Origin of the sequence: Lacipirellula sp. (assembly GCF_965279485.1) — a bacterium.
Classification (GTDB): Bacteria; Planctomycetota; Planctomycetia; order Pirellulales; family Lacipirellulaceae; genus Lacipirellula.
Map to the genome: position 1 here is coordinate 22976 of NZ_CBDIIC010000001.1, position 25252 is coordinate 48227.

Sequence of the window (25252 nt, forward strand, 5' to 3'; positions counted from 1 at the left end):
TTTCTGCGCTCGTCGCGCAACGTAGAAAAACGCAAAAGTCGCTTAAAGCCGTCACCGCGATCTTGCGTTTACCTCGGTAAATGCCGTGCCAAGCCCGCGGCGGTCGCGGAGGCGGGCTGACTTTTGCACCATTTTAATGGGGCCCCCCGATGACGCGCAAAAGTCAAAACGTACCCCGCCAGGGCGCCATGCTCCCCAGCCTTGCCGAACCCCCTGCCTCGCGAGACAATCAACCAGGTCGGGAGCCTGTTGCCGCAGACGGGCTGCTGCGACCGGCAAAATCGCCAGGCGCAAAAGTCCCCTGGTCCCGTTCGCACCGCCCCTTCGATGCGGCTCCGGGGTTACATCTAGCATCGACCGCCTCGCGCTCCGCCTCATCAACCTTCCGCCCACTTCCCACCCTCGCCCATCCTCTCGTGCCCCAACTCGAGACGATCACCGCCCCTTTCTTCCCCGCGCTCGCCGAGCTCGGCGAGTTTCGGCTCGTCGCCGTCGACGATATGCCGGCCGACTACCAGACGCTGCTCGCCCACGACGCCCACATGACGGTCACGGTAGAGGCGTTTCATAACTCGATTGTCGATGTGGCGGTGCTCGACGAGCACCGTGAAGGCGATTACTACAGCCGCACCAGCCTGCTCATCTGCCGGCAGAGCCGCAAGATTGTCCAGTTCGGCGTGATGCGGATCGATCTCAGCGGCTTACCGCAGATTGTGCGTGAGGAGATCGAATCGCGCGGCACGCCGCTAGGGCGGGTGCTCATTCGCCACAACGTGTTGCGGCATGTAGAATTACATCGCCTATGGCGAATTAAACCTGGGCGTGAATTGCAGCGGCGGTTGATCTATCAGATCGCCCCCGCAGCCAACCAACCTGCCGGAATGGCGGCGTCGACGAACGACGATTCGTCGATCAGCGTCTTCAACCTTGCGAAACTGCCAACTCAGAAGTCTCTCGACGCCGAACGACTCTACGGCCGCACGGCCCGCATCGTCGTCGAGGGGCAACCTGCCGTTGAACTCCTGGAGATCGTGAAAGCATGAGCACGAGCACTCTCGAAAAGTCGCCCGCGGAACTGCAAGACTCGTACGACTGCATCGTGATGGGCGCGGGGCCGTCGGGTTCGACCACCGCCACGCTTGTCGCGAAGGCAGGGTTTAAGGTGTTGCTCGTCGAGCGCGAACGCTTCCCGCGCCGCCACGTCGGCGAGTCGCTCATGCCCGACATCTACTTCGTGTTCGAGAAGCTCGGCATTCTCGACAAGCTGAAGCAAAGCGGCTACGCGAAGAAAGTTGGCGTGCAGTTCGTGAACCACGCCGGCCGCGAATCGGCGCCGTTCCTGTTCCGTTGGAACGATCCGAACGAGTGGAGCGAAACGTGGCACATCCCGCGGCCTGAATTCGACCAGATGCTGTTCGACACGGCCGCCGAGAATGGCGCAGACTGCGTGCAGGAAGTCCGCGTGCTCGACGTGCTGATGGAAGGCGAACGCGCGGTTGGCGCCAAGCTCCAATTCACCGGCGCCGACGGCAAGACTGAAACGCGTGAGATCCGCGCGAAGGTCGTCGTCGACGCCACCGGCCAATCGGCGATTCTGTCGAGCAAGCTTGGCCTCCGCCGTGTGAATCCCGACCTCAAGAAGGCCGCGATTTGGGGCCACTTCAAAGGCGCCAAGCGCGACACCGAGCATGGCGGCGTTTACACGATTGTGCTTCACACCAGCCAGCGGAAGAGTTGGTTCTGGTACATCCCGCAAGCCGATGATGTGGTGAGCATCGGCGTCGTGGGCGACAACGAGTACATGCTCAAGGGCCGCGGCACGCCGTCGGAAGTCTTCTTCCAAGAAGTCGCCAAGTGCCCTGCCCTGCAGTGGCGGATGGAAGGTTCGACGCAAGTCGACGAACTCGTCGTCGCCAAGGAGTTCTCGTACCTCACCGACCGCTCGGCCGGCGACGGCTGGACGCTTGTCGGCGATGCGTGGGGCTTTATTGATCCCGTCTATTCTTCGGGCGTCTTCTTCGCACTCAAGTCGGGCGAGCTCGCGTCCGAGTGCATTGTCGACGCCCTCAAGGCGAACGATCCGTCGGCCGAACGGCTCGGCAAGTGGGTTCCCGGGTTCAAAGAAAAGACCAACTGGGTTCGCAAACTGGTCCACGCGTTCTACTCGGGCGGCTTCCGGGTCGGCAAGTTCGTGAAAGAGTTCCCGCACCACCGCGGCGAGCTGACCGATCTACTCGTCGGCCGCGTCTTCAATGATCGCGTCGGCGGGATTTTCAAGGATCTCGATCCGTTCATGGAGCGGATGAAGAACGAGCTGCCGCCGGAAGATCCGAACGCCGAACCAGAAGACGCCGACGTGCCGGCGCTGGCGTAAGGGGTTCTTCGAACGAGTGGCTTACAGCTTACAGCCTAGAGCTAACAGCTAAATTCCCGCATGCGCATCGCCTACCTCGCCGCCGGCGCCGCCGGCATGTATTGCGGGAGTTGTCTTCATGACAACACGCTGGCCGCTGCGCTCTTAAAGCTGGGCGAGGACGTGATCCTCGCGCCGATTTACACGCCAATCCGCACCGACGAAGTCGACGTCAGCGAACCGCGGGTTTTTTTCGGCGGCATCAACGCCTACTTGCAGCAGAAGTTTCCGATCTTCCGCCGCACGCCGCGCTGGCTCGACGGTTGGCTCGACAACCCGAAGCTGCTCAACCTGGCGACCAAGAACGCCGCCAGCGTCGACGCCTCGAAGCTCGGTGAGATGACCGTGTCGATGCTGCGGGGCGAACTCGGCAACCAGCGGAAGGAACTCGAAAAGCTCGTCGATTGGCTGATTGACGAAGCGAAGCCCGACGTCGTGCACCTTTCGAATTCGATGATGCTCGGCCTGGCGCGACTCATCCGCCAGCGCGGCGGCCCGCCGATCGTTTGCTCGCTCTCGGGCGAAGATATCTTCCTCGAAAAGCTAACCGCGCCGCACTACGAGCAAGCCCGGCAGCTGATCCGCGAGCGAGCCGCCGACGTCGACGCCTTCGTGGCGCTCAACAATTACTTCGCCGATTTCATGGCGGACTACATGAGCGTGCCGCGCGAGCGGATCGAAGTCATCCCGCACGGCCTCGACCTCGCGGGCCATGGCGAGCGCCAGCCGAGCGCCGACGGCGCCCCGCGACGAATCGGCTACTTCGCCCGCATTTGCTACGACAAAGGGCTGCACCTCCTCATCGACGCGGCGGAGCGCCTGGCATTGCGTGATGACCGCGGGCAAAGCACTCCATTTACGCTGCACGCCGCCGGCTACCTCGGCGGCGGCGATCGCGCGTACCTCGCCGAGATTGAGCAGCGTGTTGCACGCGGCCCCCTCGCCGGCCGCTTTACCTACCACGGCGAACTCGACCGCCCTCAGAAGATTAAATTCCTCCAATCGCTCGACATGATGGCGGTCCCCACCGTCTACCGCGAGAGCAAAGGGCTGTCGATTCTTGAAGCGCTGGCTAACGCCGTTCCCGTCGTGCTGCCGAACCATGGCGCCTTTCCCGAAATTCTCGCCGACACCGGCGGCGGCGTCTTGCATGAACCGCTGAGCCCTGACGATCTAGCGGCGAAGCTGGCGGCGATGCTCGCCGACTCGCAGGCGGCCGCCGGCTTCGGCGAACGCGGGCGGCAAGCGATTGTCGATCGCTACCAAGCGCCGACGATGGCTCGCCGCACGCTTGAGCTTTACCGGCGACTCGCGGTTGCATCCAACCGTTAAGATGCCGCCCGCGATCTGCATCTTTTCTTCACCCCGTCTTCACGCAACCCGCGTACGCTGCGGCGAACTGCTTCCCGGTTGGAAGCAGGCACTCGTTAGCGTGGAGCGGTAATGCGGCGGTTCGTTCTGTGGTGTGCGGCAATTCTATGCGTTTCTTCCACGGCCTCGGCCGCTGTGCGTAACTCGTTCATGCTGAACGAAGCGAACGCGGTCACTGGTTCGAAGTTCCTCGAGTCAAACAAGTTCGACACGGCGCTCGGCCGACTTCAGGGCAACGGCCAGAATTGGCTCGAATTCATCACCGTCCAGGGCGACGAACTCGGCGGCGGGAAGTTCAAAAACACGCTCGACCTGCGCGGCTGGAAGTTCGAATGGGCCTACGACAAGCAAGATCCCGCCGATCCAAACCAGTACGGCTCGGGAACGATCACGTTCACCAATGACCCGCTCTGGGCCGCCGTGCCAGTCGGCACGATGTTGACGATCAACGAGTGGAAGCAGGCGTGGTATCAGCCGGGGAGCGACCTCAACGGCGGCCTCGATCGCATGGGCGGTATCGCCGGCCTGGGACAGCAACGCGGCGAAGACTACAACCCCGCCGTCCACACGCTCAAGGACTTCTCGACCAATGTTGGTTGGAACCCGCTCGCCAATGGCGGTGGCGCCGCGGGCGATTGGAACATCAACATCTGGGCCGGCGAACAGAACCCCGACAATAGCTTCAAGTATTTCAATTTCACCGGCAGTGTCGTCAACGGCGATCCTAACAACCCGTTGCCGATCGGCTCTGGTGAAGCGGGCCTTTACGCGGTGAATAACGATAGCTGGCAGTGGACGATCAAAGACGCCGCCGGCAACATCGTTCAAGGGCCGCTCGGTGAAACCGGTACGGGCGTCACCGCGGTGAGCCCGATCACGGGGCAGCCGGTTGCTGCGAACTGGAGCGTCAACTCGCAGGAAATCGTGCGGCTCGAAGGCTTCGCCGTCGGCTCGAGCGCCACTCAGCAGAAGTACCTCGATACGTGGCTGAACAACTACCAAGATGGTTCGTCGAGCTCGTTCGGCGAGCCGAACATCTGGAGCAGCGGCAGCGGCGTGCAAGACCTCTCGCCGCTGCGAAGCTGGCTGAAGACGGGCGATGCGGACCTCGACGGCGTCGTCGATGGCAGCGACTTTCTGGCTTGGCAGCGTGGCTTTGGAAAGGCCCAACCCTCGCTTACCGACGGTGATTTGAACGGCGACGGCGTGGTGGATGGGGCGGACCTCGCCGTGTGGCGCGGCGCGTTTGGCGCTGCAGGAACCGTGGCGGTCGCCGCGGTGCCGGAATGTAGCACAGCCTGCTTGGCGGCGATGGCTGCTGTTGGGTTTATTCGTCGCCGCCGTCGTCAATAGCTGCACTAAGCGGCTTGCTAAGAACACTCACAGGAACATTTTCGCGCGATGCGTACTCGCAATTCTCTTCGCGGCGTGGCTGGATTCACGCTTGTCGAACTACTGGTGGTGATCGCCATCATCGGCGTCTTGGTCGCGTTGCTGTTGCCGGCGGTGCAGGCGGCGCGAGAAGCGGCGCGGCGGGGGCAGTGCCTCAACAACATGAAGCAGATGGGGCTCTCGCTTCTCAACTACGAGAGCGCCCGCGGTGCGTTTCCTCGCGGCCGTTGGAACGTCAATCCCGCCGATACGGGCAAGCACGACGTTGCCGATCGGACCTCGTCGAAGAGCAACGACCACTCGTGGCAAGCGGTCGCCCTCCCCTACGCGGAGCAGGCGAGCATTGCGAGCCAATATGATTTGAAGAAGGCTTGGTTTAGTGCGGACAATCGCGCAGCAGTGAGCGCGCCGATCTCGTTTTTCCGCTGCCCCAGCGTGGCGGAAGGCGATCGGTTCGACGCCAACTTTACCTCTGCGCTCAAGCCGGCTGCGGGCGACTACGGTTGCACGAACGGAGTTCGCGCGACTGCATGGAACTCCGCCCAGCCCTCGCTCGGGCCGTACCCTGGCGACCTCGACGGCATGGACGACAACAGCGATCGTGTGATCGGCGTGCTCACCAAAGTCCTCACGCGTCCTCCGTGCCGCCTCAAGGAGATCACCGACGGGACTTCGAATACGCTGCTCATCTCTGAAGGAGCCGGCAAGCCCGATCGCTACACGAAGGGGCAGAAAGGTGATCCGCAGGGGAATCAAGTAGCGGTCGCTGAAGGCGTCGGTTGGGCTGATCCCGACAACGGCTTCACCGTGAACAACAACGCCCAGTTCATTAACTACACCAACCTCACCGAGATCTACAGCTTCCACGTCGGCGGGGCGCCCTTCTGCTTTGCTGACGGGCACGTGACGATGATTGCCCAAGAGGTGGAGATGGGCGTGGGGATTGCGCTGCTGACGCGGGCAGGGGATGAGATTCTGCCGGCGACGTTTTAGCGATCGAGCAAGAACGCGCGCGGTGGGGCTGCCTTGTTCGAGGTTCGCTCCGGCGGGTCGTCGACCCGCGGCTACTGGCGTTCTAGGCGGCCGTCGTTGAGGGTGTGGCGCTGCTGGAGGCGTGCTGCCAAGGGCTCGCTGTGGGTGACGGCGATTAGGATCGCGTTCCGCTCGGCTTGCAGCTCAAGCAGCAGGTCGACGATCGCGTCGGCCGTGTGGCGGTCGAGGTTGCCGGTCGGCTCATCGGCCAACAGAAGCGTTGGCTCTCGCAGCAGGGCGCGGGCGATCGCGGCGCGTTGGCGTTCGCCGCCGGAGAGTTGGGCGGGCCGATGGTGCCGCCGCTCAGCGAGGCCGACGCGATCGAGTAGTTGCTCCGCCCGTTCCACATCGGCTGGTCCTGCAGCGCCATCGGCGAGCATCGGCACGAGGACGTTCTCCAGCACCGAGCACTGCGGCAGCAGGTGGTGGTCCTGAAAGATGAAGCCGACCTGCCGACTGCGGAACTTCGCCAGTTCCGGCTCGCTCAGACCGAACGGCGCCACGCCGCCGAGTTCGTACGTTCCGGTTGAGGGCGTCTCAAGCGTACCAAGGATTGACAACAGCGTGCTCTTGCCCGAACCGCTGGGGCCGACGATCGCGGCCGACTCGCCCCGCTCCAACTGCAGCGTGGCTTCGCGCAAGACGACGAGCTCGCCGTCGGCGATGGGGTACGACTTCGCGAGCGATGAAGCGTTGAGCGTGGGCATGGCCGCATTGTAGCGAGTGCTGGCAGCCGCCACACGAAGCGTCGGTTTAATCTACATCGCGTACTTACGCAGCCCGTCGGCGATCTCCGCGGGAATTGGCCGCGAGACGGGCGGCTGCCCGTGGACCACGCGGCAGCAGACGCTCGTCATCTTGCCAATGGCGAGCAGCGTTCCCGCGCGGGTGAAGCGGAACTCGTAGCTGATGCTTTTCGTTCCGATGCGGGTGACCGAGACGGCGATGTCCAGAATCTCCTCGCAGCGGGCCGGCGACGAGTAGTCGCACGCGGCGCTCACGCGGGGAAAGCTGATGAGCTCGCCGTCGACCTCGGTGTGCAGGCTCAGCCCCAGCGAGCGATAGAGTTCATGCTCCGCCGACTCCATGTAGATGAAGAACGAGGCGAAGTGCATGATGCCGGCCATGTCGGTGTCGTGGAATTCAACCAGACGCGACGTGTGGAACGGCTCGGGCATGTGCGAGAAGGGTGATCCGGGATCGGTGACTGGTGATCGGTAATGCAAGACGCTCAACAGGAGCGCAAGCTCATCACCAGACTAGTTACCGGGGTTCGATGATTGGTGATCGGAAAGAGAAGCCGATAGCTTCGATCTTCGCCGATCACCGATCACCAGTAACCGATCACTAGCTGCTTTAGCCGCCGATGTACGGCATCAGACCCATGAAGCGGGCCCGCTTGATCGCCTTGGCCACAGCGTGCTGGCTCGAAGCGTGGCAACCGGTCTTGCGGCGGCTAACGATGCGGCCGTGACGGTTGGTCAGCTTGCTCAGCAGGTCAAGATCCTTGTAGTCGATGAACATCGGCCGGGGGCGGACGCCATCCACGCAGACGGGGTCTTTCTTGACGACGCGGCGGGTCGAGGTCGGTTTGCGCTCGGGAATCATAGCTGAACGGTATACGGTGAATCGATGGTGCTAGCCAAACGTTTGGCTAGCAGAGCCCTGTATTGTAGCGAGGCCCCCCCGGGGACGCAAGATGCGTTGTGGGGCCGGGTTGCGTTGATTTTTACGGGTAGCGGCAAGCTTGGGTCGGAGCGGTTTGATTGCCGCTCCGGCGGGGGCGTTGCCCCGCGGCTCCTTAGGCGACCCGTTCGAAGGGTAAGTGGAGCCAGGTTTCCTCAGAGGGCGAGGTGGCTGGCAGGCGGTACTCGTATTCCACCACCATGCGGGTTAATTCGGCCACTGAGTCGGCCTGCATCACGTCGAAAATCCGCCGGCGGCGATTTTCGATCGTCCGGAGGCTCACGTCTAGCCGCTTGGCCATGGTGCGGTTCTTGGAACCTTCCATGATCAGCTTCAGGACTTCGCGATCCTGCGGCGAGAGGCGCTTGAACCGCTCTTCCAGCTCTTGCTGGCGGCGGGTGCGGCTGACTTCGCTGACGCTGCGTGAAACGCCTTCTTGAATGAAGCCCCACAGCTCGTCGTCGCGGAACGGCTTATCAAGCACTGCGACTGCCCCGCGGCGCAGTGCTCGGACCGTGGTCGACGTCTCGGCGTAGGCGGTAATGATGATCACCGGCAGCGTCGAGGAGCGTTCGTTCAGGCGTTGGAGGAGCTCCATGCCGTCGACGCCGCTCATGCGCAGGTCGGTGATGACGCAACCGACTTGGTAGTCGTCGAGTTCCTGGAGCGCTTCGAGGAAGTCGCGCGGATTCTGGAACGTCCGGACTTCGTAATTAAACGTCCGGACCAGCTCGGAGACGGCTCGCCCGGCTTGGGCGTCGTCGTCGACCACAAATACAATAGGATCTGACATTTCTGGGACTGGTTGGGCCTGGCTCCTCGATTCGAGCAGCTGGGCCAACTCGGCGCCATCGCGGCGAGAACGACGGCTGGTAGTGGGCGGGAGGGACATGGGAGGCCCCTTGGGTTTGATGCAGGCAGCCAGGTAGGACGACCGCTGCGGACGCCATTGACTAATCCAATAATACATGCCTCGGCTAGCAGGCGTATCAGGAGAAACCGTCGTTTGGGTGCGGCTTGCCGCAGGGGACTCGCCGCTCTCCGCATTAAGCAGTCGACTCGATCGACGCCGCGCGAGCGCTGTACCTCGGGTCAACGTCGACTGTCAGGTTCTAACTGCCGGCAGGCGGCTTCTTCTCTCCTTCTAATGCGACGACCATCCGCACGAGTTCCGCGAGCGAATCGGCGCCCATCTTTTGAAAAACATTTTGTCGATGGAGCTCGACTGTTCGCAGGCTGACGTCCATCCGCCGCGCGATCACTTTATTTGCTTCACCTGCGGCAACGTGCGAGAGGACGTCTCGCTCCTTCACGGTGAGGTTGTCGAAGCGGGTTTGGATCTCGCCGATGTTTGCCTGAGCCGAACGAGCCGCGCGATCGGCCGTCAGGCCGTCGCGAATGGCTTCCCATAGTTCATCGTCGCGACAAGGCTTCTCCAACAGCGTTAACGCGCCGTTTTTCATCGCGCGGACCGTGCCCGGGGTCGTTGCGAAGCCGGTTAGAACGACGACGGAGATATCGACGCCGCGACGGATCAGTTCTTCTTGCAGTTCTAAACCGCTCATCCCGATCATGCGGACGTCGGTCACCAGGCAGGCGGGGCGTCGGCCGTCGTAGCCTGTGAGGAACTCCTCGGCGGAGTTGAAGCCTAGCGTGGCCACCCCCATCGCTTCGATAAGGGTCGTCACTGCTTTACGAGCCTGGGCGTCGTCGTCGACGACGTACACCGTGGGTTGATCATCGCTCACGAATGGTCTCCCGAAATAGGCAACGTGAGAATAAAGGTCATGCCGGGGCCGTCGGCGTTGCGTTCGGCCCGTAGATCGCCGCCATGCGCTTCGGCGATGCTTTTGCAAAGGACAAGGCCCATGCCCATGCCTTCTTGCTTCGTGGTGAAGAAGGCTTCGAACAGGCGAATCATGCCGGCGTCGTCGACGCCGCTGCCGGCGTCCACCACAGAGAGCACAAGCTGTTTGTTTTTTACGCGGGTGCGGACAGTGATCACTCGTTCGTCGGCGGGCGTGTGCTCCATCGCCTCGCAGGCGTTGATGATCAAGTTCACCACGAGCTGCTCAAGCTGAATGCGATCGCCCAGGATCGTCGGCGAGTTCTCCGCCAGTTGCAGCCGCACGACGGCGCTGGTGCGGCGGATGACGTAGCCCGCCAGTTCAGTAGCCTCTTTGACGATGCAGTTGATTTGGAACGCTTCGAGTTCGAACGGCTGCGATTTCGTAAACTCCCTCAGCCGGCGGATGATGCCGACGGTGCGCGTGATGGCTTGGGAAATTTCTTCGGCGCATTCGATGGCCTTCTCGACCTTGCCCGGTCCCCCGGTCTGCAGATTGCGGCGCGCGGCTTCGGCGAAGGTCTTCGCGGCATGGAGCGGCTGGTTGATTTCGTGCGCGATGCCGGCGACCATTTCGCCCATCGTCGCTAATCGCGAGAGATGCGCGAGATGGGCTTCCTTCTGACGCAGCAGGTCGGCGGCGGCCTTGAGCGCCGTGACGTCGCGGCCGACCGATTGGTACTCCGCGATCTCGCCCTCGGGAGTGAACTTCGCGCGAGTGTTCCACTGCACCCAAGGCCAGCTGCCGTCGCGTCGCGCGACGCGGATCTCGTAGTTGACCGAAGGGTTCTGCGGGGTGATCGAATCGAGGGCGGCGTGGAAAATGCTTTGCGTATCGGGGTGGATCTGCGGGACGAAGCTGGTGCCGACGAGATCGCTGGCCTGCAGGTTGTGGAACCGGCAGAACGCCTCGTTGACGAACGTCCTCACACCGCTCGGCTTCCAACGCACGATGAAATCGTTCAGCGTTTCGATGACGTCGCGGTAGCGGGCTTCGTTAGCGCGGAGCTCTTCGTTGATCGAGGTGAGCTCGCCGGTGCGGAAGGCGACCCGCCGTTCGAGATCTTCGTTCGACCTCCGGATGCGTCGGTCGATCGCGTCGGCTTCGGTGACGTCTTTGCTGATCCCTTCAACCGAAGTAATCCGGCCTTCATCGTTGAAGACGGGCCACTCGTCGATCTCCATCACGCGGACGCTGCCGTTGTGGTGGCGAACTTCGATCCGTTCCGTGTGAACGGCTCGCCGTCCCGCTTCGGCGTCGCGGATGAACTTGTCGATCAGTTCGCGACCAACGGCAGGATCGGCGTAGGTGTCGCGGGCGTAGACGCCGATCATTTGTTCCGGCTCGTAGCCGAGGATGTTCTTCGTCGACGGGCTGACATAGGTAATGCGGCCTTCGGCGTCGCGGGAGTAGATGATGTAGTCGTTGCGGAGGCCTTCGACCAAGCGGTGGTAACGGCGCTCGCTGTCTTGCATCGTCAGCACCGCTTGGACGCGGACCGTCAGGTCCTCCGCCATGTAGTCGGTGGCGGGGCCGTCCTCGCTAGGGGTAGGTTGCTCGCGGAGGATCAGGTAAATCAACTCGCCGTTATGCTTCCGACCGATCGACCGCCGGAGCCCCGGGGGATCGTATTGAATGAAGCGGCCGGAGGCGTCGAGGAATTTCGCCAGCAGCGGATGGTCGACGTCGAAGTAGTCGTGGTAGTCGCGGCCGACGAGTTCGTCGGCGTCATAGCCCATCTGTTCCTGCACCGAAGGCGAAACCACGAGGAGTCGGTCCTTGGCATCGATGCGGAAAAAGATCCGCTCGCGCTGGAGCATGTCGCACCAGCCGTCGATAAGCGACGCCGGATCGGCGGCTGAGTCGGTTGTGGATCGCGATGGGGCCACAGGACTTTCAGGTTGAAGAGAGAAGCGTGCGGCGCACACCCCATTTGGGGAGCGATCGCCGGCAGCAGTCGTTGGTCTATCGAGCGGCTGCCACTCACCGCGTGCCTTATTGTGGCGGCTGCCGCTCGCGCGGCAACTCTATTTCCCGGAATCGATCGTCAGGCCTGATAAACTGTGCGGCCTGGGGAACGCCCGAGCCAATTCTCGCCACGTCAGTATTGTATCCGGCAAACGAACTCGCCTGCCACGGTGAATTCCTGGCCACCACCCTCGCGGCGTACGGGCCGCAGAATGACGGCGGGCATCGAGATGCTTTCGATCAAAAACTCCACAGCCAAGTACGCGGCTGACGTGGGGGCGGACGTCGACAGCCCGAGTCCGCCGCAGCTGACGTCGATCGTGTGGGCGGTGGTCCGTGGGCCGGCGATGCGGAAGTCGGCGGCCAGCGGCACGATCGAGACCGGCGTGACGACTGGGTAGCGCAACTGGCTCCGCGACTCGCCGCTGCGTGCGGCGCGACGGGTGCACTGTTGGAGTTGGAGCAGGTCTTCGCTCGACAGTTCGTGCTGCTGATTGGGAGCGGCGAGCGCGGCCCGCTCAATGACGTCCATGTAGAAGGCCTGGCGAACGCCTCCCTGGAACGTCGTGCCCATGCGCTTTTGCGGGGCCGCGAGGTAGAGCGCGTCGCACGCGCGGCAACGCCAAGGCATCGCGGGATGATCGGGCGTGGGGTGGACGAGGGCGATGCTCGAGCCGCAGGCGCCGCACGAGTCGATGCCGTTTCTGCCCTGTCGGCGGTCGATGGCGTAGGGCGATTTGGACATGGCGAGCGATCGGCTGCGGCGCGGTGGTCTATTACCAGGGAGCCAAAGTCTAGGCTTGCGCTGGGCGACGGAATCGTGCGATGTGGCGCCATGCAGAGGGATGATGCGCGGCGGGGCGATGCAACCGGCAGAATCGGTGCGGGCGGGCAGCCTCGTGCACTCGCAAAAAAAGAAGCCGCCGCACAGCGGGTGCTATGCGACGGCTTCCGTCAGGAGTCTTTGTTTTAGCTGTCGAGACTAGCTGGCCCGACGGCGGAGCGCGGCGATCGCCACGGCGCCGAGGCCGGCGAGCGCGAGCGTCGCCGGTTCGGGGACGAGCGTGAAGCGGCCCGGGTTGCCGAGGTCGCCGCCGACGCTGGCGACCGAGCCGAAGCTGTCGCCGTTCGCAGCGAGTTGCCACTGCAGCACGTTGTTGGCGCCGAGGGCGGCGAGCGACGAGGGGATGCCGCTCTTGTTTTGCGTGCGGATCGAGCCGGCGATGCCTTGGTCGTCGTAGGTGAGGCGATCGACGAGCGTCGTACCGTTGTAGATGTTCACTTCGTCGGCGCGGCCGAGGTTGACGACGTTATCGCCGAAGACCTTCACGCTGAGCGGCAGGTTCCAGGCGGTGCGGAAGGTCGGAGCGGCCGCTTCGGTGACGATGAACGATTCGCCGGCAGCGACTGTGCCGAGCGCGGCAAGCGAGACCTGCCCCGGGGTGCGGGCCGAGTCGGTGTAGCTCCAGCCGGTGAGATCGACGGGCGTCGCGCCGGTGTTGGTGAATTCGATAAACTCGCCGTTGGCGCCGGCGTACATCCACTCGGTAATCTGGATCGCGGCGTCGGCGCGCCCCGTCAACAGGGCCGCGATGGCCAACGTGCAAATGGTTAACGACCGCTTCATGAGCATCCCTCTTCGTCGAAGTCCACGATGTGCGCAGCCGCAACGTGCAACCGCCCGTGGGCGATGCTAACGACGGCGAGTGAAGAGCCTGTTAAGGCCGGATGGGGGGCCGATGAAGGCTGCGTCGCGGCGGCTTACGCGGCCCGTGGGGGCGAGGCGACGCGTGGCCTGTCGTGTCGCATGTCGCGTTTTAGTGTCGCGTTTTGCATTTTTGGCGACATTAAGCGGATGGTGCGTGGGTTGCGCAGGATGGGTTTTTGACTTGGGGTGAGGTGCGAGACGCGAACTCGGTAGGGTGGGTGCTCGCACCCACCTTTGCCGTTTCGGGTTCGTTTGGTGCGGCATTGCAGGAGGTCGTTGATTGCGCTGGAGGTTGTTCGGTCAGCGGTGGGGCGACTTGCTCCTCGCTGGGCGTGGTGGGTGCGAGCACCCACCCTACGTTGGGCGGCGTAGCGTTGGGCCCCCGGTTTGAAGAACCGGGGGCTAAGGTTGGTTGCGGCGCGGCGAAGGACCATTCGTCGGGGGTGCCGAGGCCGTAGTTGTGGATCACGGGCGCCGACTTGGCGCGTTCGCGGAAGACGATGGGCGTGTCGGCCATTTTCGGATCGCGCGGGCGGTCCCAGGGGCCGAGGCTCGGGAAGCAGCAGTCGAGCACGTGTTCGTAGGTTTTATCGAGGTGCTTGAAGAGCTCGCTGCGGGCTTCCTCCGGCGTGTTGGCGAGCGCGGTTTCCATCATGAGTCGCAGCGCCTTCGTGACTTTCAGGCCGGAGGCGAGGTCGCCCCGCTTGCGGGCGTAGGTTTCGGGTTTGGTGCGTTCGAGCAGCCAGGCTGCGGCCCGCCAATGCGTTCTGGCGGCCGACTCCATCAGCTTTAATGGGTCTGGCTTGGCGAGTTTCGCCATCCGCACTTCTTGGTCAAAATCTTCTTCTTCGCGGCGGTAGCGCTGGACCGTGCGAAGGGTGACGCCGACGCCTTGGGCGGCTTCGGCGAGTGAGTAGCTCTTGCGGACTAGCTCGCAGAATTTCACCTTCATTTCTTCGGTGAAGACGCGTTCGCGCTGGCGGATGTATTGACGTTGCATTGGAAGGTCCCCCTGTGTGAATGCGTTGTAGCCCTGGGCTTCGCCCGGGGGTGACTTGGCCGTGTTGGTTCGCGTCGTCCGGCGGTGCGCGACCCCCGGGGAGAGCCCGGGGCTAGAATGTGCACTTCACGGACGCGAGTTCACGTTAGCAAAACTGGTGGCCTAGTTTCGACAACTAAATTTGGCCACCGCATATTTTATTGCGGCGTGAGAAGGGGTCGGGGGCCTTTTGCCACTAGGGGGCGTCAATTCAGTGGAACGTCGCCAGTGGCAAAAGGCCCCCGACCCCGTTTAGCGCAGCGTCTCGCCCCCGGTTTGAAGGACCGGGGGCTAAGAAAATGGACGTGTGGCAGATATTTGGGGATTGACGCGTCGCGTGGGAGCCCGGGAGAAGAAGTGCGAGGGGCGACGCGAATCGAGTTTCGCTCCGGCGGGGGCGTTGACCCGCGGCTACTGGTGGCGCGATTGCGGAATAGAAACAAGAAGGCCGCGGAGCGAGGGGGAATCGCTGCCGCGGCCGGAGGGGGTGGTCGAGATGGTGCGGGCTGGCTTCCGCTGGCGCGGATGCTTCGATTTCACGTGGCGGTGCTTCTATCCTCTAGAAGTCGTACCAGATTCCGCCGCCGATTTTTTGGACGCTGTCGTCGTAAAATGAGAACTGGTCGTCCTTGCCGTTGAAGTATTCCATGCCGACGCGGAACAGGCCGGACGACGGGCTGCCGCGCCACGCCCAACCGCCTTGGATGACGGCGTTACCGCCGAAGTTGTGTTCTTCACGCAGGTGGGCGTTGAACGCAACGAACGGGGCGCCATGCTTCCCGGTGGCGTACCCGGGCGCCCAGTCGAAGCCGAGCTGGAACTCCCACGGCTTGCCGACGTCGTAGACGACTGCGTAGGCGACTTCGCCGTAGACGCGGAAGTTTTCAGTGGTGTACATCGAGTGACCCCACACGATGCAGTCGCGGCTGTAGTTGAGCCGCGGGTAGCCGGGGTGCTTCAGCAAGTACTCGTCGCCGAGGTGCGAGCTGAGGTGGTAGTAGGCGATTTTCACTTGGTGAACCGAGTCGCCCCAGGTGATCGGCAAGCCGCCGCGGAAGTCGTCGGAGTCGACGTCGCGGTTCTGGTCGACGTCGAGGCGGACGAGGCCGGCGCCTTCGAGGCCTAGTTGCCAACCTTCAGGCCGCGCTGTGCCGCTGGTGCCGTAGCGAATGAGACCGACGTTGCCGCCGAGGGTGAGATCCCACAGCGCGCGGCCGCGTTCGCCGTACCAAAAGGAGCGGAGGCGTGATTCCTTTTCACCGGCGAGGTAAGAGCGATAGATCAAGCCTTGCGGCATGACTTGCCAGGTGTAGGGTTGGCCGCTGACGAGGCCGGTGGTGCCGGAGTAGTAGCCGCCGCCGTCGCGCGGCATGGGAATGTCGGTGTAAGCGGGGAGCTGTTGCCCCATGCCGTTGGCGGCGCCGAGCGAGCCGGAGACGTAGGGATCGTTGAGGCCTGGTTCGTTGATCGGGCCGAGCGGCGGCAATGCTTCTTGGCCGCCCGTGAGGACGATCGTGCCGTCGGGCGGCGCGGCTTCTTTGCGGCCGCGGCCGAAACGTTCAGTGATGAAGCGCGGCTTCCAGCCGTCGAACCAGCCTTCGTCGTCGTTGTCGGCGGCGGCGGTTGCCTCGGTGGTTGCAGCGCTTGCCGACGAGGGGGCGTCGGCCAGGCAGTAGGTCGGGGCAAGGCAGAGCCAAGCCGCAACCGCTGCCGTCAGCGGGTGGTGAAGTTTCATCGGATTGTGGGCGCCCTGGGTGGCGCGGTGGGTCTTCGGGCAGCCGAGCTCCGCCCCGAGCCGCGGGAAGGCCTGGGGCGGAGCAATCGGTTCTACCCCTGTTATCGGCGTGCTGAGAGCGTCCGTAACAACGCGAATAACCGCACCAGGGCGGAGAATCGATAAAACTTGGACGCGCGCGTTCTACGTGCGTAAAGGGGTGAAACCTTGCGGGTTGGCGGCGTGCTGGCAGATCGCAACGGTCACGCTATCACGCGATGGTTTCCGGTTGCGGGGAGCGGCGGCGGTTCGATGTTGGGAGAGAACGTCGTGCTCTCTCTATTACCGTCGGGCGTGCCATGAAGTCGACTCGGATGCAACTGGCGGCGGGGCTGTTGGCGATTTGCGGCCTGGCGGGGGCTGCTGGCGAAGCGGCGGCGCTAACGCCCGTTTGCCCGCCGCTGCCGAGCACCTGCGCCCAGTGGTGGGGTTACGGCTATGGCCCGGGGCATCACGCTCCGATGATCTTCACGCCGGGCGCGGCGTGCGTGAGCAACGGGCCGCGGCGGGTGAAGTGGCCGGGCGGGTGCGGACTCTCTTGCCCCGCCCCGTACGCTCCGATAGGGTGCTACGGTGCTAGCGGCGGAGCGGGCTGCGGCTGCAATGGTGCGGTTGGCTATGGCGCCGGAAGTCACGGCGTTGAGGGCTATGTGGCTCCGGGACCGGGCGGAGCTTACGGGCCAGGGTATGTGGCGCCGACGCCGACGCCCGCACCGAGCGCGGGGCCGGTGAGCTACATGCAGCCGAGCTTCTCGCAGCAGATGGCGGCGCCGGCGGCGGCGCAGCGAGACGACAACCTGACGTGGCGTTAAGCCGGTTCGTCGCGGTCGAAGCATTCGACGGCGATCTTGTCGCCCGGCTCGGCGGGGGAGCTTGGCGGTATGACGCTGTTGTTTAAATCTGTCGGCGCTCTGATTGCCTGCGCGGCGGTGCTGTACGTCGTGTGGAAGTTGGTGCAGCGCGGGCGGGCGGCGAAACGCTCGGCGGCGATGCGGGAGTTCAGCGGACTGCAGGCTGAGCTGGCGCAACGCTTCCTGGAAGCCGCTTCGCTAAGCGGCAAGCCGCGCGGGTTGCGGTGGACCGGCTGCGAACTGCAGGGGGCGCCGCTGTTTGCCGTGGATACGGCGACGGGGGAGCTTGTCGCGCTCGTGGCGGCGACCGTTAGCTTCGCGGCGATCGAGGGGGGCGGGATGGAGGAGGTTGAAGCGGTCGGCAATCTCCGCTCGGCGACGGCGACGTTTGTGTATCGTCGGCACGCGTGGGGCACGGATGGGCGCGTGATTTTTAACTTGGAGCCGGCGGAAGCGCTGGCGAAATTCGCGGGGGCGCTGCGGGCGGTGGAGTAGGTGTTGTGGTTGACTCGCGTAAGCGAGCTGCGGCGTCGAACCGAGCAAGCGAATGATGCTCGCGCAAATCGCAACGCCGGCAATTCGTTCCGTAAGGACGGCGCGACAATAGCCCAGCACTTTAGTGCTGGGTTTCGTGGCGGTTGGCGGAAGTGAGCCCTGGAAGGGCGATTGAAACGCCGGCCTTCAGTCGCCCCTCCGGGGCTTCGTGTTCTTCACGGCAGATTACCCAGCACTAAAGTGCTGGGCTATTGTCGGATGTCCCTCCGGGACATGGCTCTCGCATACGGAGGCAGGAGGGTTGGGGCGGGGCGTCGTCTTGCGGAATGGGAAGCGACCCCCGGGCGGAGCCCGGGGCTAGGAGGGGCGACGCGCTCTGTTAGTGGTACTCGGTCTCGATGCGCACCTTATTGCGCAGCGTGCCGAGGCCGGTGACCGAGACTTCGCACACGTCGCCCGGTTGCAGGAAGATTTGCGGGTCGCGGGCGAAGCCGACGCCCGACGGCGTGCCGGTATAAATGAGGTCGCCCGGCAGCAGCGTGCAGACGTGCGAGAGGTAGCTCACCAGGTAGTCGACCGGGAAGATCAGCTGCCGCGTGTTCGAGTTTTGCATCAGCTCGCCGTTGAGTCGCATCGTGATATCGAGCTGGCCCGGGTCGGCGATCTCGTCGCTCGTGGCGATCCAGGGGCCGAGCGGGGCGAACGAGTCGAACGACTTGCCGAGGAGCCACTGCTTGCCCGGCTTTCCCTTTTGCCAGTCGCGGGCCGAGACGTCGTTGCCGCAGGCGTAGCCGGCGACATGGGCGAGGGCGTCGGCGCGGCTGACACGATGGGCGCGGGCGCCAATGACGACCACCAGCTCCGCTTCGTAGTCGACCTGGTTCGATTCGGGCGGCAGTTCGATCTCTGCTTCCGGTCCGCGGAGCGTCGTCGGGAACTTGCAGAAGATCACCGGCTCGTCGCCGGCTTGCGCGCCGGTTTCGGCAGCGTGGTCGGCGTAGTTGAGGCCGACGCAGATGATCTTCTGCGGATCGAGAATCGGGGCGAGCAGCTTCACCTGATCGAACGGCGTGCAATGCTCGGCGGCGATGGCCCGCTGTACGGTCGGCCAAACCTCGGGGCCGGCGGCGAGGATCTCCTTGATCGAACCAGGGAGCGACGGCTCGTGGACTTGCAGGTCGACGACCTCGAGGACGCCGGTGGAACCGGTGCGAAGTCCGCCGGCCCGCGGCGTTCCATTTGATTCAAACGTTACAAGCCGCATGACTGTCTCCGAGGCGTGATTCCAAGTCGTTGGTGAAACTGCCAGCCTATCGGTGAGCGTGCGCGGGAACAAGCGGCGGACGCACGGGGACGGCGAGGAGGCTGCGCACCGGGTTGTGACGGTTGCAACGGTTCGTGTTCGCCAGCGTCACCTATCACTTGCACTTACTGCCGTGTCGGGCGTATTCACCGTGCGCGATTGCGCAAGAATTGTGTGTCCGCGAAGTTTGCCGGGTGGGGGCGAGTGACCTACGGTTAAGCGGGCCGAAGGTCCTAACCGTGAAGTTTTTGCGCAATCCGACCCTCAGCAGGTCGGCCCACCGTAATTATGCCCGATACCGACCACTCCTCTGTCGATCCAAACGCGACGAACGCGTCGCCGGTGGACGTGCGCGCCCTTTCGACGCGGCGACGGCTGGAGACTGAGTCGCGGGTGGCGGAAATCAGTTCGCTGCTGAGTGCTCTCGAAGAAGCGACGGCAGAAACGAAGCCGGCGCCTCGCGGCGCCAGTAACAACGGTAAGAAGACGCCGGCTCCGGCGGCGCCCGCGCCTACGCGGCCGATCGATCATCATCAAAATTCGCTCGTGCAGGTGCGGTTGGGACTTGCGAGCGGCCTGTATGCAGCGCTGCAGCACAAGCATCCGCCGACGGCGTCGCACAGTTTGCGCGTCGCGCTCGGCTGCAGCACTTGGGCGCTCTATAAGCGACTCGACGACGAGACGCGTGACGCGATCGAGGCAGCTTCGCTGCTGCACGACATTGGGAAGGTTTCGATTCCCGATGGCGTGCTGACGAAGACCAGCGGACTAACGCCCGAAGAAGAGGCGATGCTGCAAACGCATTGGGAGGCGGGGGTGCATATCCTCGCTTGCTGTTGCAGTTCGCAGCGCGTGCTCGACGCGGTTCGCTACGCAGGCCGGCGGTTCGACGGCTTGGGCGCTGCGTCTCCCGTGGGCGGCGATGACTTGCCGCTCGAAGCGCGGATGATCGCCATCGTCGATGCATTCGACCAAATGACGGCCGACCCGTTGCGCGGCGAACTGCTGTCGCGGGAAGCGGCCCTCCACGAACTGTTCGTCGGCGCTGGGACGCAGTTCGATCCGATTCTGGTGAATCAGTTCATCGAGCTGTTGTCTCACGATCAAGAATTGCTGACGCAGCAAGTCGCTGGGCGGTGGCTGAACGAGCTCGGCAAGCGGCAGACCGAATTGCCGTGGTCGCAACTGCCGCCGACGGCAGCTCCCGCGGCCGCTCCGGCCGCGGTGAAAGACAATCGCTCGCTGTTCGAGCAGCAGTTGATCGACTCGATGCACGACGGCGTGATTTTCGTCGACGAGCAGCGCAACATTTTCTTGTGGAGTAAGGGCGCCGAGCGGCTCACGGGCGTGAGCAGCGCGGCCGCGCAAGGTCGGCAGTTCACGCCGAGCTTGCTCGATATGTGCAACACGGCGGGCCGCCGGGTGCGCGACGATGCATGCCCCGTGGCGCGAGCAATCGCGACGCACGCCCAGCTGCGGCAACGGCTCGAAATTTTGGGCCGACAAGGCGAGCATGTGGCGATCGACCTGCACGCGATTCCGGTCGTCTGCCGCGACGGACACCTGCGCGGGGCGACCGTGCTGCTGCAAGATGCGCAGCCGGAAGTTTCGCTGGAAGAGCGCTGCGAAGCGCTCCATGCGGAAGTCACCAAAGACCCGATGACCAAGGTCGCCAATCGTGCGGAGTTTGACCGCATGCTGGCGTTGTTCATCGAAGCGCATGAACAGGCAGGCCTCCCCTGCAGCCTGATCATGGCCGACATCGATCATTTCAAGAGCATTAACGATACGTTCGGCCATCAGGCGGGCGACGAGGCGATTATCACCGTCGCCAACGTGCTGACGCAGGCGTGCCGATCGGGCGACTTGGTCGCGCGGTACGGCGGCGAAGAGTTTGCCGTGCTGTGCGCCGACTGCACGATGGCCGACGCCGCGGGACGCGCCGAGAACATTCGCAAGCGAGTCGCGGAAGCGAGCTTCACCAGCCTCGGCACGCGGAAGATTACTTCCAGCTTCGGCGTCGCGCAACTGCAATCGGGCGACACGCCCGAGACGCTGCTGCGGCGTTCGGACTCCGCGCTGCTGATGGCGAAGGAACAGGGACGCAACCAAGTGGTCCAACTCGGCAGCAAAAAAGAACAACTTCAGGCGCCGAAAAAGAAGTGGTGGGACTTCGGGTTCTTCCGCTCGGCGCCGCTCATTGAAACGAAGCTGACGACCGAAGTGCCGATCGACATCGCGATCGAGAAGCTCCGCGGCTTTGTCACCGATCAAAAAGCGAAGATTATTTCGATTCGCGATAACCGCGTGGAAATTGAGATTTCGAGCGACCGCGTGGGGCAGAATCGCCGTCGGGCGGATCGGCCGAGCGCGTACCGCCTGGAGCTGGAGTTCAGCGAAGAGCGGCTCGAGAAGACCAACAGCTTCGGCCTCGCGGCGGGGAGCTACGCTCAGACCGTCGTGCAGGTGTCGATTCGTCCGAAAAAGCGGCGCAACCGTCGCCGGGACGATCAGATGGAACGGGCGCGGATGGCGCTGCAAAGTTTGAAATCTTACTTGATGGCCAAGGAAGTCGACGCCGACGTGCGTCCGCTGCCGGCCGGGGCGCGCTAAGCGGCCGCGGCGAGGTCATCGTGCAAACAAGTCCGGCGTGCAGCGCCGGCAATTCGTGGGGAGATGCGAGATGCGTGCAGAGATTCGAGAAACCGCCGAGGGAACTGGCATCGTTGGTTCGCGCCGGGCGCGCGGGTCGATGGCGAGCCCGGTGCGCAGCGACGCGAACATCGATCTGCAACCGCATGCCGTCGACGCGGCGTTCGCCGACGAGTCGATGCCGATGCTCAAGGAGCGCGGAAGCCGCCGCGACAGTTCGCACACGGCGACGGAGTCGCAGTCGCAGGACGATTTGTTGCTGGAGTCGCTTTCGGCGCAGCTTGAGTTGTTGCACGAGCAGCAGCGCGAGATTCGGCTGTTGCTCGACCAAGCAGGTCGGCGCCGCGTGGATCGCGTGGCGAACTGAGGCGGTCGTTAATTTAGAATTCGGAGAACGCCCGCGAATGGCGCGAATTGTCGCGAATCATTTCGTGGGCTTTTCTTCTACTCGCGTTCTTTCGCGAGATTCGCGGGCACTCTTTGCCTTGCGTTCATTCGCTGGGAGCCTCCGGCACTTGGCCGGCAATTGTCAGCCATTAGCCGCTCCGGTATCTTGAGCGTTTCGCCGTCCCCGGATGAACTGGGGCTTGTTTTCGGCGATTGATCGCACGGAACGGGCGTCGCTTTCGACGCAGTCACGATACACGAGGGAGAACAGTCATGGCTTACACGCTTCCCGAGTTGCCCTACCCGAAGAACGCTCTCGAGCCGCACATCGACGCGCTGACGATGGAGATCCACCACGATCGCCATCACGCGACGTACGTCACCAAGCTGAACGAAGCGCTCGCTGGTTCGGACGTGCCGGAGCAATCGATCGAAGATCTCTGCCGCAACATCAACTCGATTCCCGAGAAGATCCGCGGCGCCGTGCGTAACAACGGCGGCGGTCATGCCAACCACTCGCTGTTTTGGTTGATCCTGAGCCCGAACGGCGGCGGCGAGCCGACCGGCGCGCTGGCCGACGCGATCAACGCCGAGCTCGGCGGTTTCGCCAAGGCGAAGGAAGCCCTCACGAACGCCGCGATCACGCGGTTCGGCAGCGGCTGGTCGTGGCTGAGCGTCGACAAGAGCGGCAAGCTGCTCGTCGAGAGCACCCCGAACCAAGACAACCCCTACATGGAAGGCCGTACGCCGATCCTGGGGATCGACGTGTGGGAACACGCCTACTATCTGAAGTACCAGAACAAGCGTCCCGATTACCTGACGGCGATCTTCAATGTGATCGATTGGAAGGCTGTGGGCGAGCGGTACGCGAAGGCGAAGGGTTAGTCGCGAGGCCGGCTTCGTACGGATTCGTGCGGGCGGCCTGGCGATAGTGAGATGATTGAATGCGTCCCTCAGGCGGTTGCCTGGGGGACGCATTTTTCGTGCGCACTCAACAAGTCTTTTGAGGTCCCCTCCCCCTTGAGAGGATTATGCAAGTGCCAGCAGTTCCGGTTGCCGGATTTTGATCCACCGGAGGCCGTTGAGAATGAATTTGGCTTGCACCCAATGTCGGACTCGGTGGAAGCGTCGCACCCAGGCTGGCAGCGGGGCTAAGACTCCTCCGGTGCTTGCCAAGACGCCGAACTGTCGCTCGATGGCGCCACGCTCGCGATAGAGCTCGCGGCCGAACGGCGTGGCCAACAGTTCGATCGATCGCAGGCGGCTCGGGCTTTGGCGACGATGGCCGAGGCCGTTGCGACCGCGACTGGGCGTCTTCTTGGCGACGAGTTGAAACCCGGCTTGCGCCGCCGCATCGTAGAGCCCGTTCGCGTCGTACTGCGTATCTCCCAGCAGATAACCGCCGCCTGGCAGTGATTCGAACAACTGACGCGCGACGGTCTTCTCGCTCACGTTCATCGGAGCGAGCGACCACGTCGTAAACAACGGCCCTCCATTCCACACGGCGTGCAGCTTGTAACCTTTCTGCTTCCCCTTCGCGCCGCGACCCCAGGCGGCGTCCCGGTCCTGACTGATCGGACTGACCGCCAAGGCCTTGCCGTCGATGATGTGGATCCACTGCCGCCCTAAACCAATTAAGATCAGCAGTTGCTGCTCTACCGCCGTCAACAACTCCACGGCGTCCGCCTGCTTCAGTCGTCGACTGAGCGTGCTCTGCGGCGGCAGTGGATCGAGCCGCAGATCAGCCGGCCACTCCTCGGCACACGCCGCCCAACTCGTCGGCCGATCGTGCACCACCGCCCAGAAGTAAACCGCCACAATCTCCGCCGTCGAGTACTTCCAACTTCCCCAACGCTTGTCCAATCCGCGCGCTAATAGGTAAAGTGCCAGCCAGAGTTCGCGTTCCATAAAACTCTCCTTGTCAGGGGTTTGCTACCGACAAGGTGGAACGCGGACTCCTTCTTTTCAAGACGCTGCTAGCAGTTGCATAATCCTCCTTGAGGGGAGGGTTAGGGAGGGGGCGGCAGCGTGTACCAGGGTTCCACCCCCTCCCCAGCCCCGGTGCTTCGCACAGACTACCGCCTGCGCTCGACCGCCGCTGGCGACAGTGCTCGTTGCTCCCTCAAGGGGGAGGGAGCCACAAAATTCTTCTGGAGGTCGCGTCCACTAACAGCGAAATTGCGTTGCCCGTGCTGCTCGTCCTACTTCGTGTTTCACGTCTCTCGCTATCACCACTCGCGTTCCGGCGCGTTCACGAATGCATGCAACTGCCGTTGACGCTATGGGGGCCGCTCCTATAATCGCCCCGCGCTCAGCAAAAGGTGCTGGCGCCAGAGAATCGTTGCAAGCGTTAGTTTTTTCCTCATCGCGGCGACCCGCTCGTGCCGAAGGTCCGAGTAGGAGATCGTTGCGCGAGGATGTATCGCGCCGACGCCGTCACCCCGCGACGGCGATACCCACGAATCAAGCAGGGCCAGTCGTTCAAGGATGAACGGCCGACGCCCGACCAACGAGGCATGGAAGCCATGAAGAAGACCGCTCTCACGCTGAGCCTGTTGGCTTTGACGGCGTCGGGGTCGATCGGCTGCAAGTCTGCCCCGAAGATGCCTTGGGCCAAAACGGCCAAGACGAGCGATACGGCTCTCGCCCACGCGGCGCCGGAACTTCCTTCCGACGCGGCGAAGAAGGCGGGAGCAAGCTCCACGCAACTGGCTGCCGGGACGGGCAAGCCGGCCGGCGGCACGACCGCTGCTGCGAGCGGCGGTTACCCGAGCACCGACGCGCCGACGTTCACGCCCTCCGCGGTCGCAGCCAACGTCGTCCCGTCGATGACGGGCGCGACTGGCGCCACCGGGCCTTACAATCCAGCCTCGCCGCCAGCGCCAAAGACGCCCGTCGCGAGCACCGTCTCGGCGATGGGCGATCGTTACGGCCAAGCTGCCGCTGACGTGGGTGCGGTTGCCTCGGCTGCGGCCAGCTACTCGCCGACCACGGAACTCGCGAATGCCACGCCGTACGGCGCACCGCCTTCGGGCGCAGCGAACTTGGCGCCAGTGACGCCGGCTGCGGCGACGCCCGCGCCTTACTCCCCTGCCCCGGTCACGCCTGCATCGACCGCCTCAGTCGCTTCGGCGCCGACGGGATCGTATCGTCCGGGCGGGACGAGCAGCTACTCGATGAGCGTGGCAAGCTTGCCGACGTCGCCGACGAGCACGCCGGCGACAACGACGCCTGCCGCGAGTGGCGATGCAGCGGCGACGACTGCTCCAGCAAGCACGGCGCCTGCGGGTTCGAATCGCTATTGGTGAGCGAGCGTCGATTCGAAGTTGTTGAA

At 63.7% G+C, this 25252-nt stretch carries 23 protein-coding genes; 11 read left to right on the forward strand and 12 right to left on the reverse strand.

Features of this window, described 5'->3' with window-relative positions:
- Positions 1-416: 416 nt before the first annotated feature.
- From ACQY7R_RS00080 to ACQY7R_RS00100, 5 genes are all read left to right on the forward strand, one after another.
- Positions 417-1043 carry a hypothetical protein gene (locus ACQY7R_RS00080; protein ID WP_428303564.1) on the forward strand — a complete coding sequence of 209 codons (627 nt, stop codon included), beginning with the start codon at positions 417-419 and terminating at the stop codon, positions 1041-1043.
- Positions 1040-2374, forward strand: coding sequence for an NAD(P)/FAD-dependent oxidoreductase (locus ACQY7R_RS00085; protein WP_428303565.1), 1335 nt, complete (start codon positions 1040-1042; stop codon positions 2372-2374). Before ACQY7R_RS00080 ends, ACQY7R_RS00085 begins: the two co-directional genes overlap by 4 nt.
- A gap of 60 nt (positions 2375-2434) precedes the next feature.
- Positions 2435-3745 (forward strand): glycosyltransferase family 4 protein, encoded by a 1311-nt coding sequence (locus tag ACQY7R_RS00090; RefSeq protein WP_428303566.1) that lies wholly within the window; start codon positions 2435-2437, stop codon positions 3743-3745.
- 111 nt (positions 3746-3856) lie between these two features.
- On the forward strand, positions 3857-5137 hold the full coding sequence (locus ACQY7R_RS00095; RefSeq protein WP_428303567.1) for a hypothetical protein: 1281 nt from the start codon (positions 3857-3859) through the stop codon (positions 5135-5137).
- Between the two features lie 48 nt (positions 5138-5185).
- Positions 5186-6169, forward strand: coding sequence for a DUF1559 domain-containing protein (locus ACQY7R_RS00100; RefSeq protein ID WP_428303568.1), 984 nt, complete (start codon positions 5186-5188; stop codon positions 6167-6169).
- A gap of 71 nt (positions 6170-6240) precedes the next feature.
- Here ACQY7R_RS00100 and ACQY7R_RS00105 read toward each other — a convergent pair whose 3' ends face one another.
- The 10 genes from ACQY7R_RS00105 to ACQY7R_RS00150 all read right to left on the reverse strand — a co-directional run bounded on the left by ACQY7R_RS00105 (position 6241) and on the right by ACQY7R_RS00150 (position 16191).
- Positions 6241-6915 carry an ABC transporter ATP-binding protein gene (locus ACQY7R_RS00105; protein WP_428303569.1) on the reverse strand — a complete coding sequence of 225 codons (675 nt, stop codon included), beginning with the start codon at positions 6913-6915 and terminating at the stop codon, positions 6241-6243.
- Between the two features lie 51 nt (positions 6916-6966).
- Positions 6967-7386 carry an acyl-CoA thioesterase gene (locus ACQY7R_RS00110; protein ID WP_152099483.1) on the reverse strand — a complete coding sequence of 140 codons (420 nt, stop codon included), beginning with the start codon at positions 7384-7386 and terminating at the stop codon, positions 6967-6969.
- A gap of 178 nt (positions 7387-7564) precedes the next feature.
- The gene (rpsR, locus tag ACQY7R_RS00115; RefSeq protein WP_232536124.1) at positions 7565-7816 is read right to left on the reverse strand and encodes a 30S ribosomal protein S18; all 252 of its coding nucleotides are present in this window, start codon (positions 7814-7816) and stop codon (positions 7565-7567) included.
- 193 nt (positions 7817-8009) lie between these two features.
- Complete coding sequence (locus ACQY7R_RS00120; RefSeq protein ID WP_428303570.1) at positions 8010-8687, reverse strand: response regulator transcription factor; 678 nt, start codon at positions 8685-8687, stop codon at positions 8010-8012.
- A gap of 319 nt (positions 8688-9006) precedes the next feature.
- Positions 9007-9642: a response regulator transcription factor gene (locus tag ACQY7R_RS00125; protein WP_428303571.1), complete on the reverse strand. Its 636-nt coding sequence runs from the start codon at positions 9640-9642 to the stop codon at positions 9007-9009.
- Positions 9639-11630, reverse strand: a complete 1992-nt coding sequence (locus tag ACQY7R_RS00130) for a PAS domain S-box protein (protein WP_428303572.1) — start codon at positions 11628-11630, stop codon at positions 9639-9641. Before ACQY7R_RS00130 ends, ACQY7R_RS00125 begins: the two co-directional genes overlap by 4 nt.
- 212 nt (positions 11631-11842) lie before the next feature.
- Positions 11843-12454, reverse strand: a complete 612-nt coding sequence (locus tag ACQY7R_RS00135; RefSeq protein WP_428303573.1) for a PilZ domain-containing protein — start codon at positions 12452-12454, stop codon at positions 11843-11845.
- A gap of 237 nt (positions 12455-12691) precedes the next feature.
- Positions 12692-13336 carry a lamin tail domain-containing protein gene (locus ACQY7R_RS00140; protein ID WP_428303574.1) on the reverse strand — a complete coding sequence of 215 codons (645 nt, stop codon included), beginning with the start codon at positions 13334-13336 and terminating at the stop codon, positions 12692-12694.
- 220 nt (positions 13337-13556) lie between these two features.
- Positions 13557-14417, reverse strand: coding sequence for a hypothetical protein (locus ACQY7R_RS00145; RefSeq protein ID WP_428303575.1), 861 nt, complete (start codon positions 14415-14417; stop codon positions 13557-13559).
- 598 nt (positions 14418-15015) lie between these two features.
- Positions 15016-16191 carry a DUF1207 domain-containing protein gene (locus ACQY7R_RS00150; protein WP_428303576.1) on the reverse strand — a complete coding sequence of 392 codons (1176 nt, stop codon included), beginning with the start codon at positions 16189-16191 and terminating at the stop codon, positions 15016-15018.
- 338 nt (positions 16192-16529) lie between these two features.
- Between ACQY7R_RS00150 and ACQY7R_RS00155 the strand changes: the two genes are divergently transcribed.
- Together ACQY7R_RS00155 and ACQY7R_RS00160 are read left to right on the forward strand one after the other, a co-directional pair.
- Positions 16530-17042, forward strand: a complete 513-nt coding sequence (locus ACQY7R_RS00155) for a hypothetical protein (protein ID WP_428303577.1) — start codon at positions 16530-16532, stop codon at positions 17040-17042.
- Between the two features lie 69 nt (positions 17043-17111).
- Positions 17112-17576: a hypothetical protein gene (locus tag ACQY7R_RS00160; RefSeq protein WP_428303578.1), complete on the forward strand. Its 465-nt coding sequence runs from the start codon at positions 17112-17114 to the stop codon at positions 17574-17576.
- Positions 17577-17955: 379 nt separating this feature from the next.
- Here the strand turns inward: ACQY7R_RS00160 and ACQY7R_RS00165 are convergent, their stop codons facing one another.
- The gene (locus ACQY7R_RS00165; RefSeq protein WP_428303579.1) at positions 17956-18840 is read right to left on the reverse strand and encodes a fumarylacetoacetate hydrolase family protein; all 885 of its coding nucleotides are present in this window, start codon (positions 18838-18840) and stop codon (positions 17956-17958) included.
- A gap of 327 nt (positions 18841-19167) precedes the next feature.
- Between ACQY7R_RS00165 and ACQY7R_RS00170 the strand changes: the two genes are divergently transcribed.
- The 3 genes from ACQY7R_RS00170 (at position 19168) to ACQY7R_RS00180 (ending at position 22803) form a co-directional block, all read left to right on the forward strand.
- Positions 19168-21492 carry a diguanylate cyclase domain-containing protein gene (locus ACQY7R_RS00170; RefSeq protein ID WP_428303580.1) on the forward strand — a complete coding sequence of 775 codons (2325 nt, stop codon included), beginning with the start codon at positions 19168-19170 and terminating at the stop codon, positions 21490-21492.
- A gap of 70 nt (positions 21493-21562) precedes the next feature.
- A complete protein-coding gene (locus ACQY7R_RS00175) occupies positions 21563-21898 on the forward strand; it encodes a hypothetical protein (protein ID WP_428303581.1) in 336 nt (111 codons plus the stop codon).
- A 293-nt stretch (positions 21899-22191) separates the two neighbouring features.
- Positions 22192-22803, forward strand: coding sequence for a superoxide dismutase (locus ACQY7R_RS00180; protein ID WP_428303582.1), 612 nt, complete (start codon positions 22192-22194; stop codon positions 22801-22803).
- A gap of 144 nt (positions 22804-22947) precedes the next feature.
- On the opposite strand, the gene ACQY7R_RS00185 is transcribed toward ACQY7R_RS00180, so the two are convergent.
- Positions 22948-23826: a transposase gene (locus tag ACQY7R_RS00185; RefSeq protein ID WP_428303583.1), complete on the reverse strand. Its 879-nt coding sequence runs from the start codon at positions 23824-23826 to the stop codon at positions 22948-22950.
- A 617-nt stretch (positions 23827-24443) separates the two neighbouring features.
- On the opposite strand from ACQY7R_RS00185, the gene ACQY7R_RS00190 reads away from it, so the two are divergent.
- Positions 24444-25226 carry a hypothetical protein gene (locus ACQY7R_RS00190; protein ID WP_428303584.1) on the forward strand — a complete coding sequence of 261 codons (783 nt, stop codon included), beginning with the start codon at positions 24444-24446 and terminating at the stop codon, positions 25224-25226.
- Positions 25227-25252: the final 26 nt, after the last annotated feature.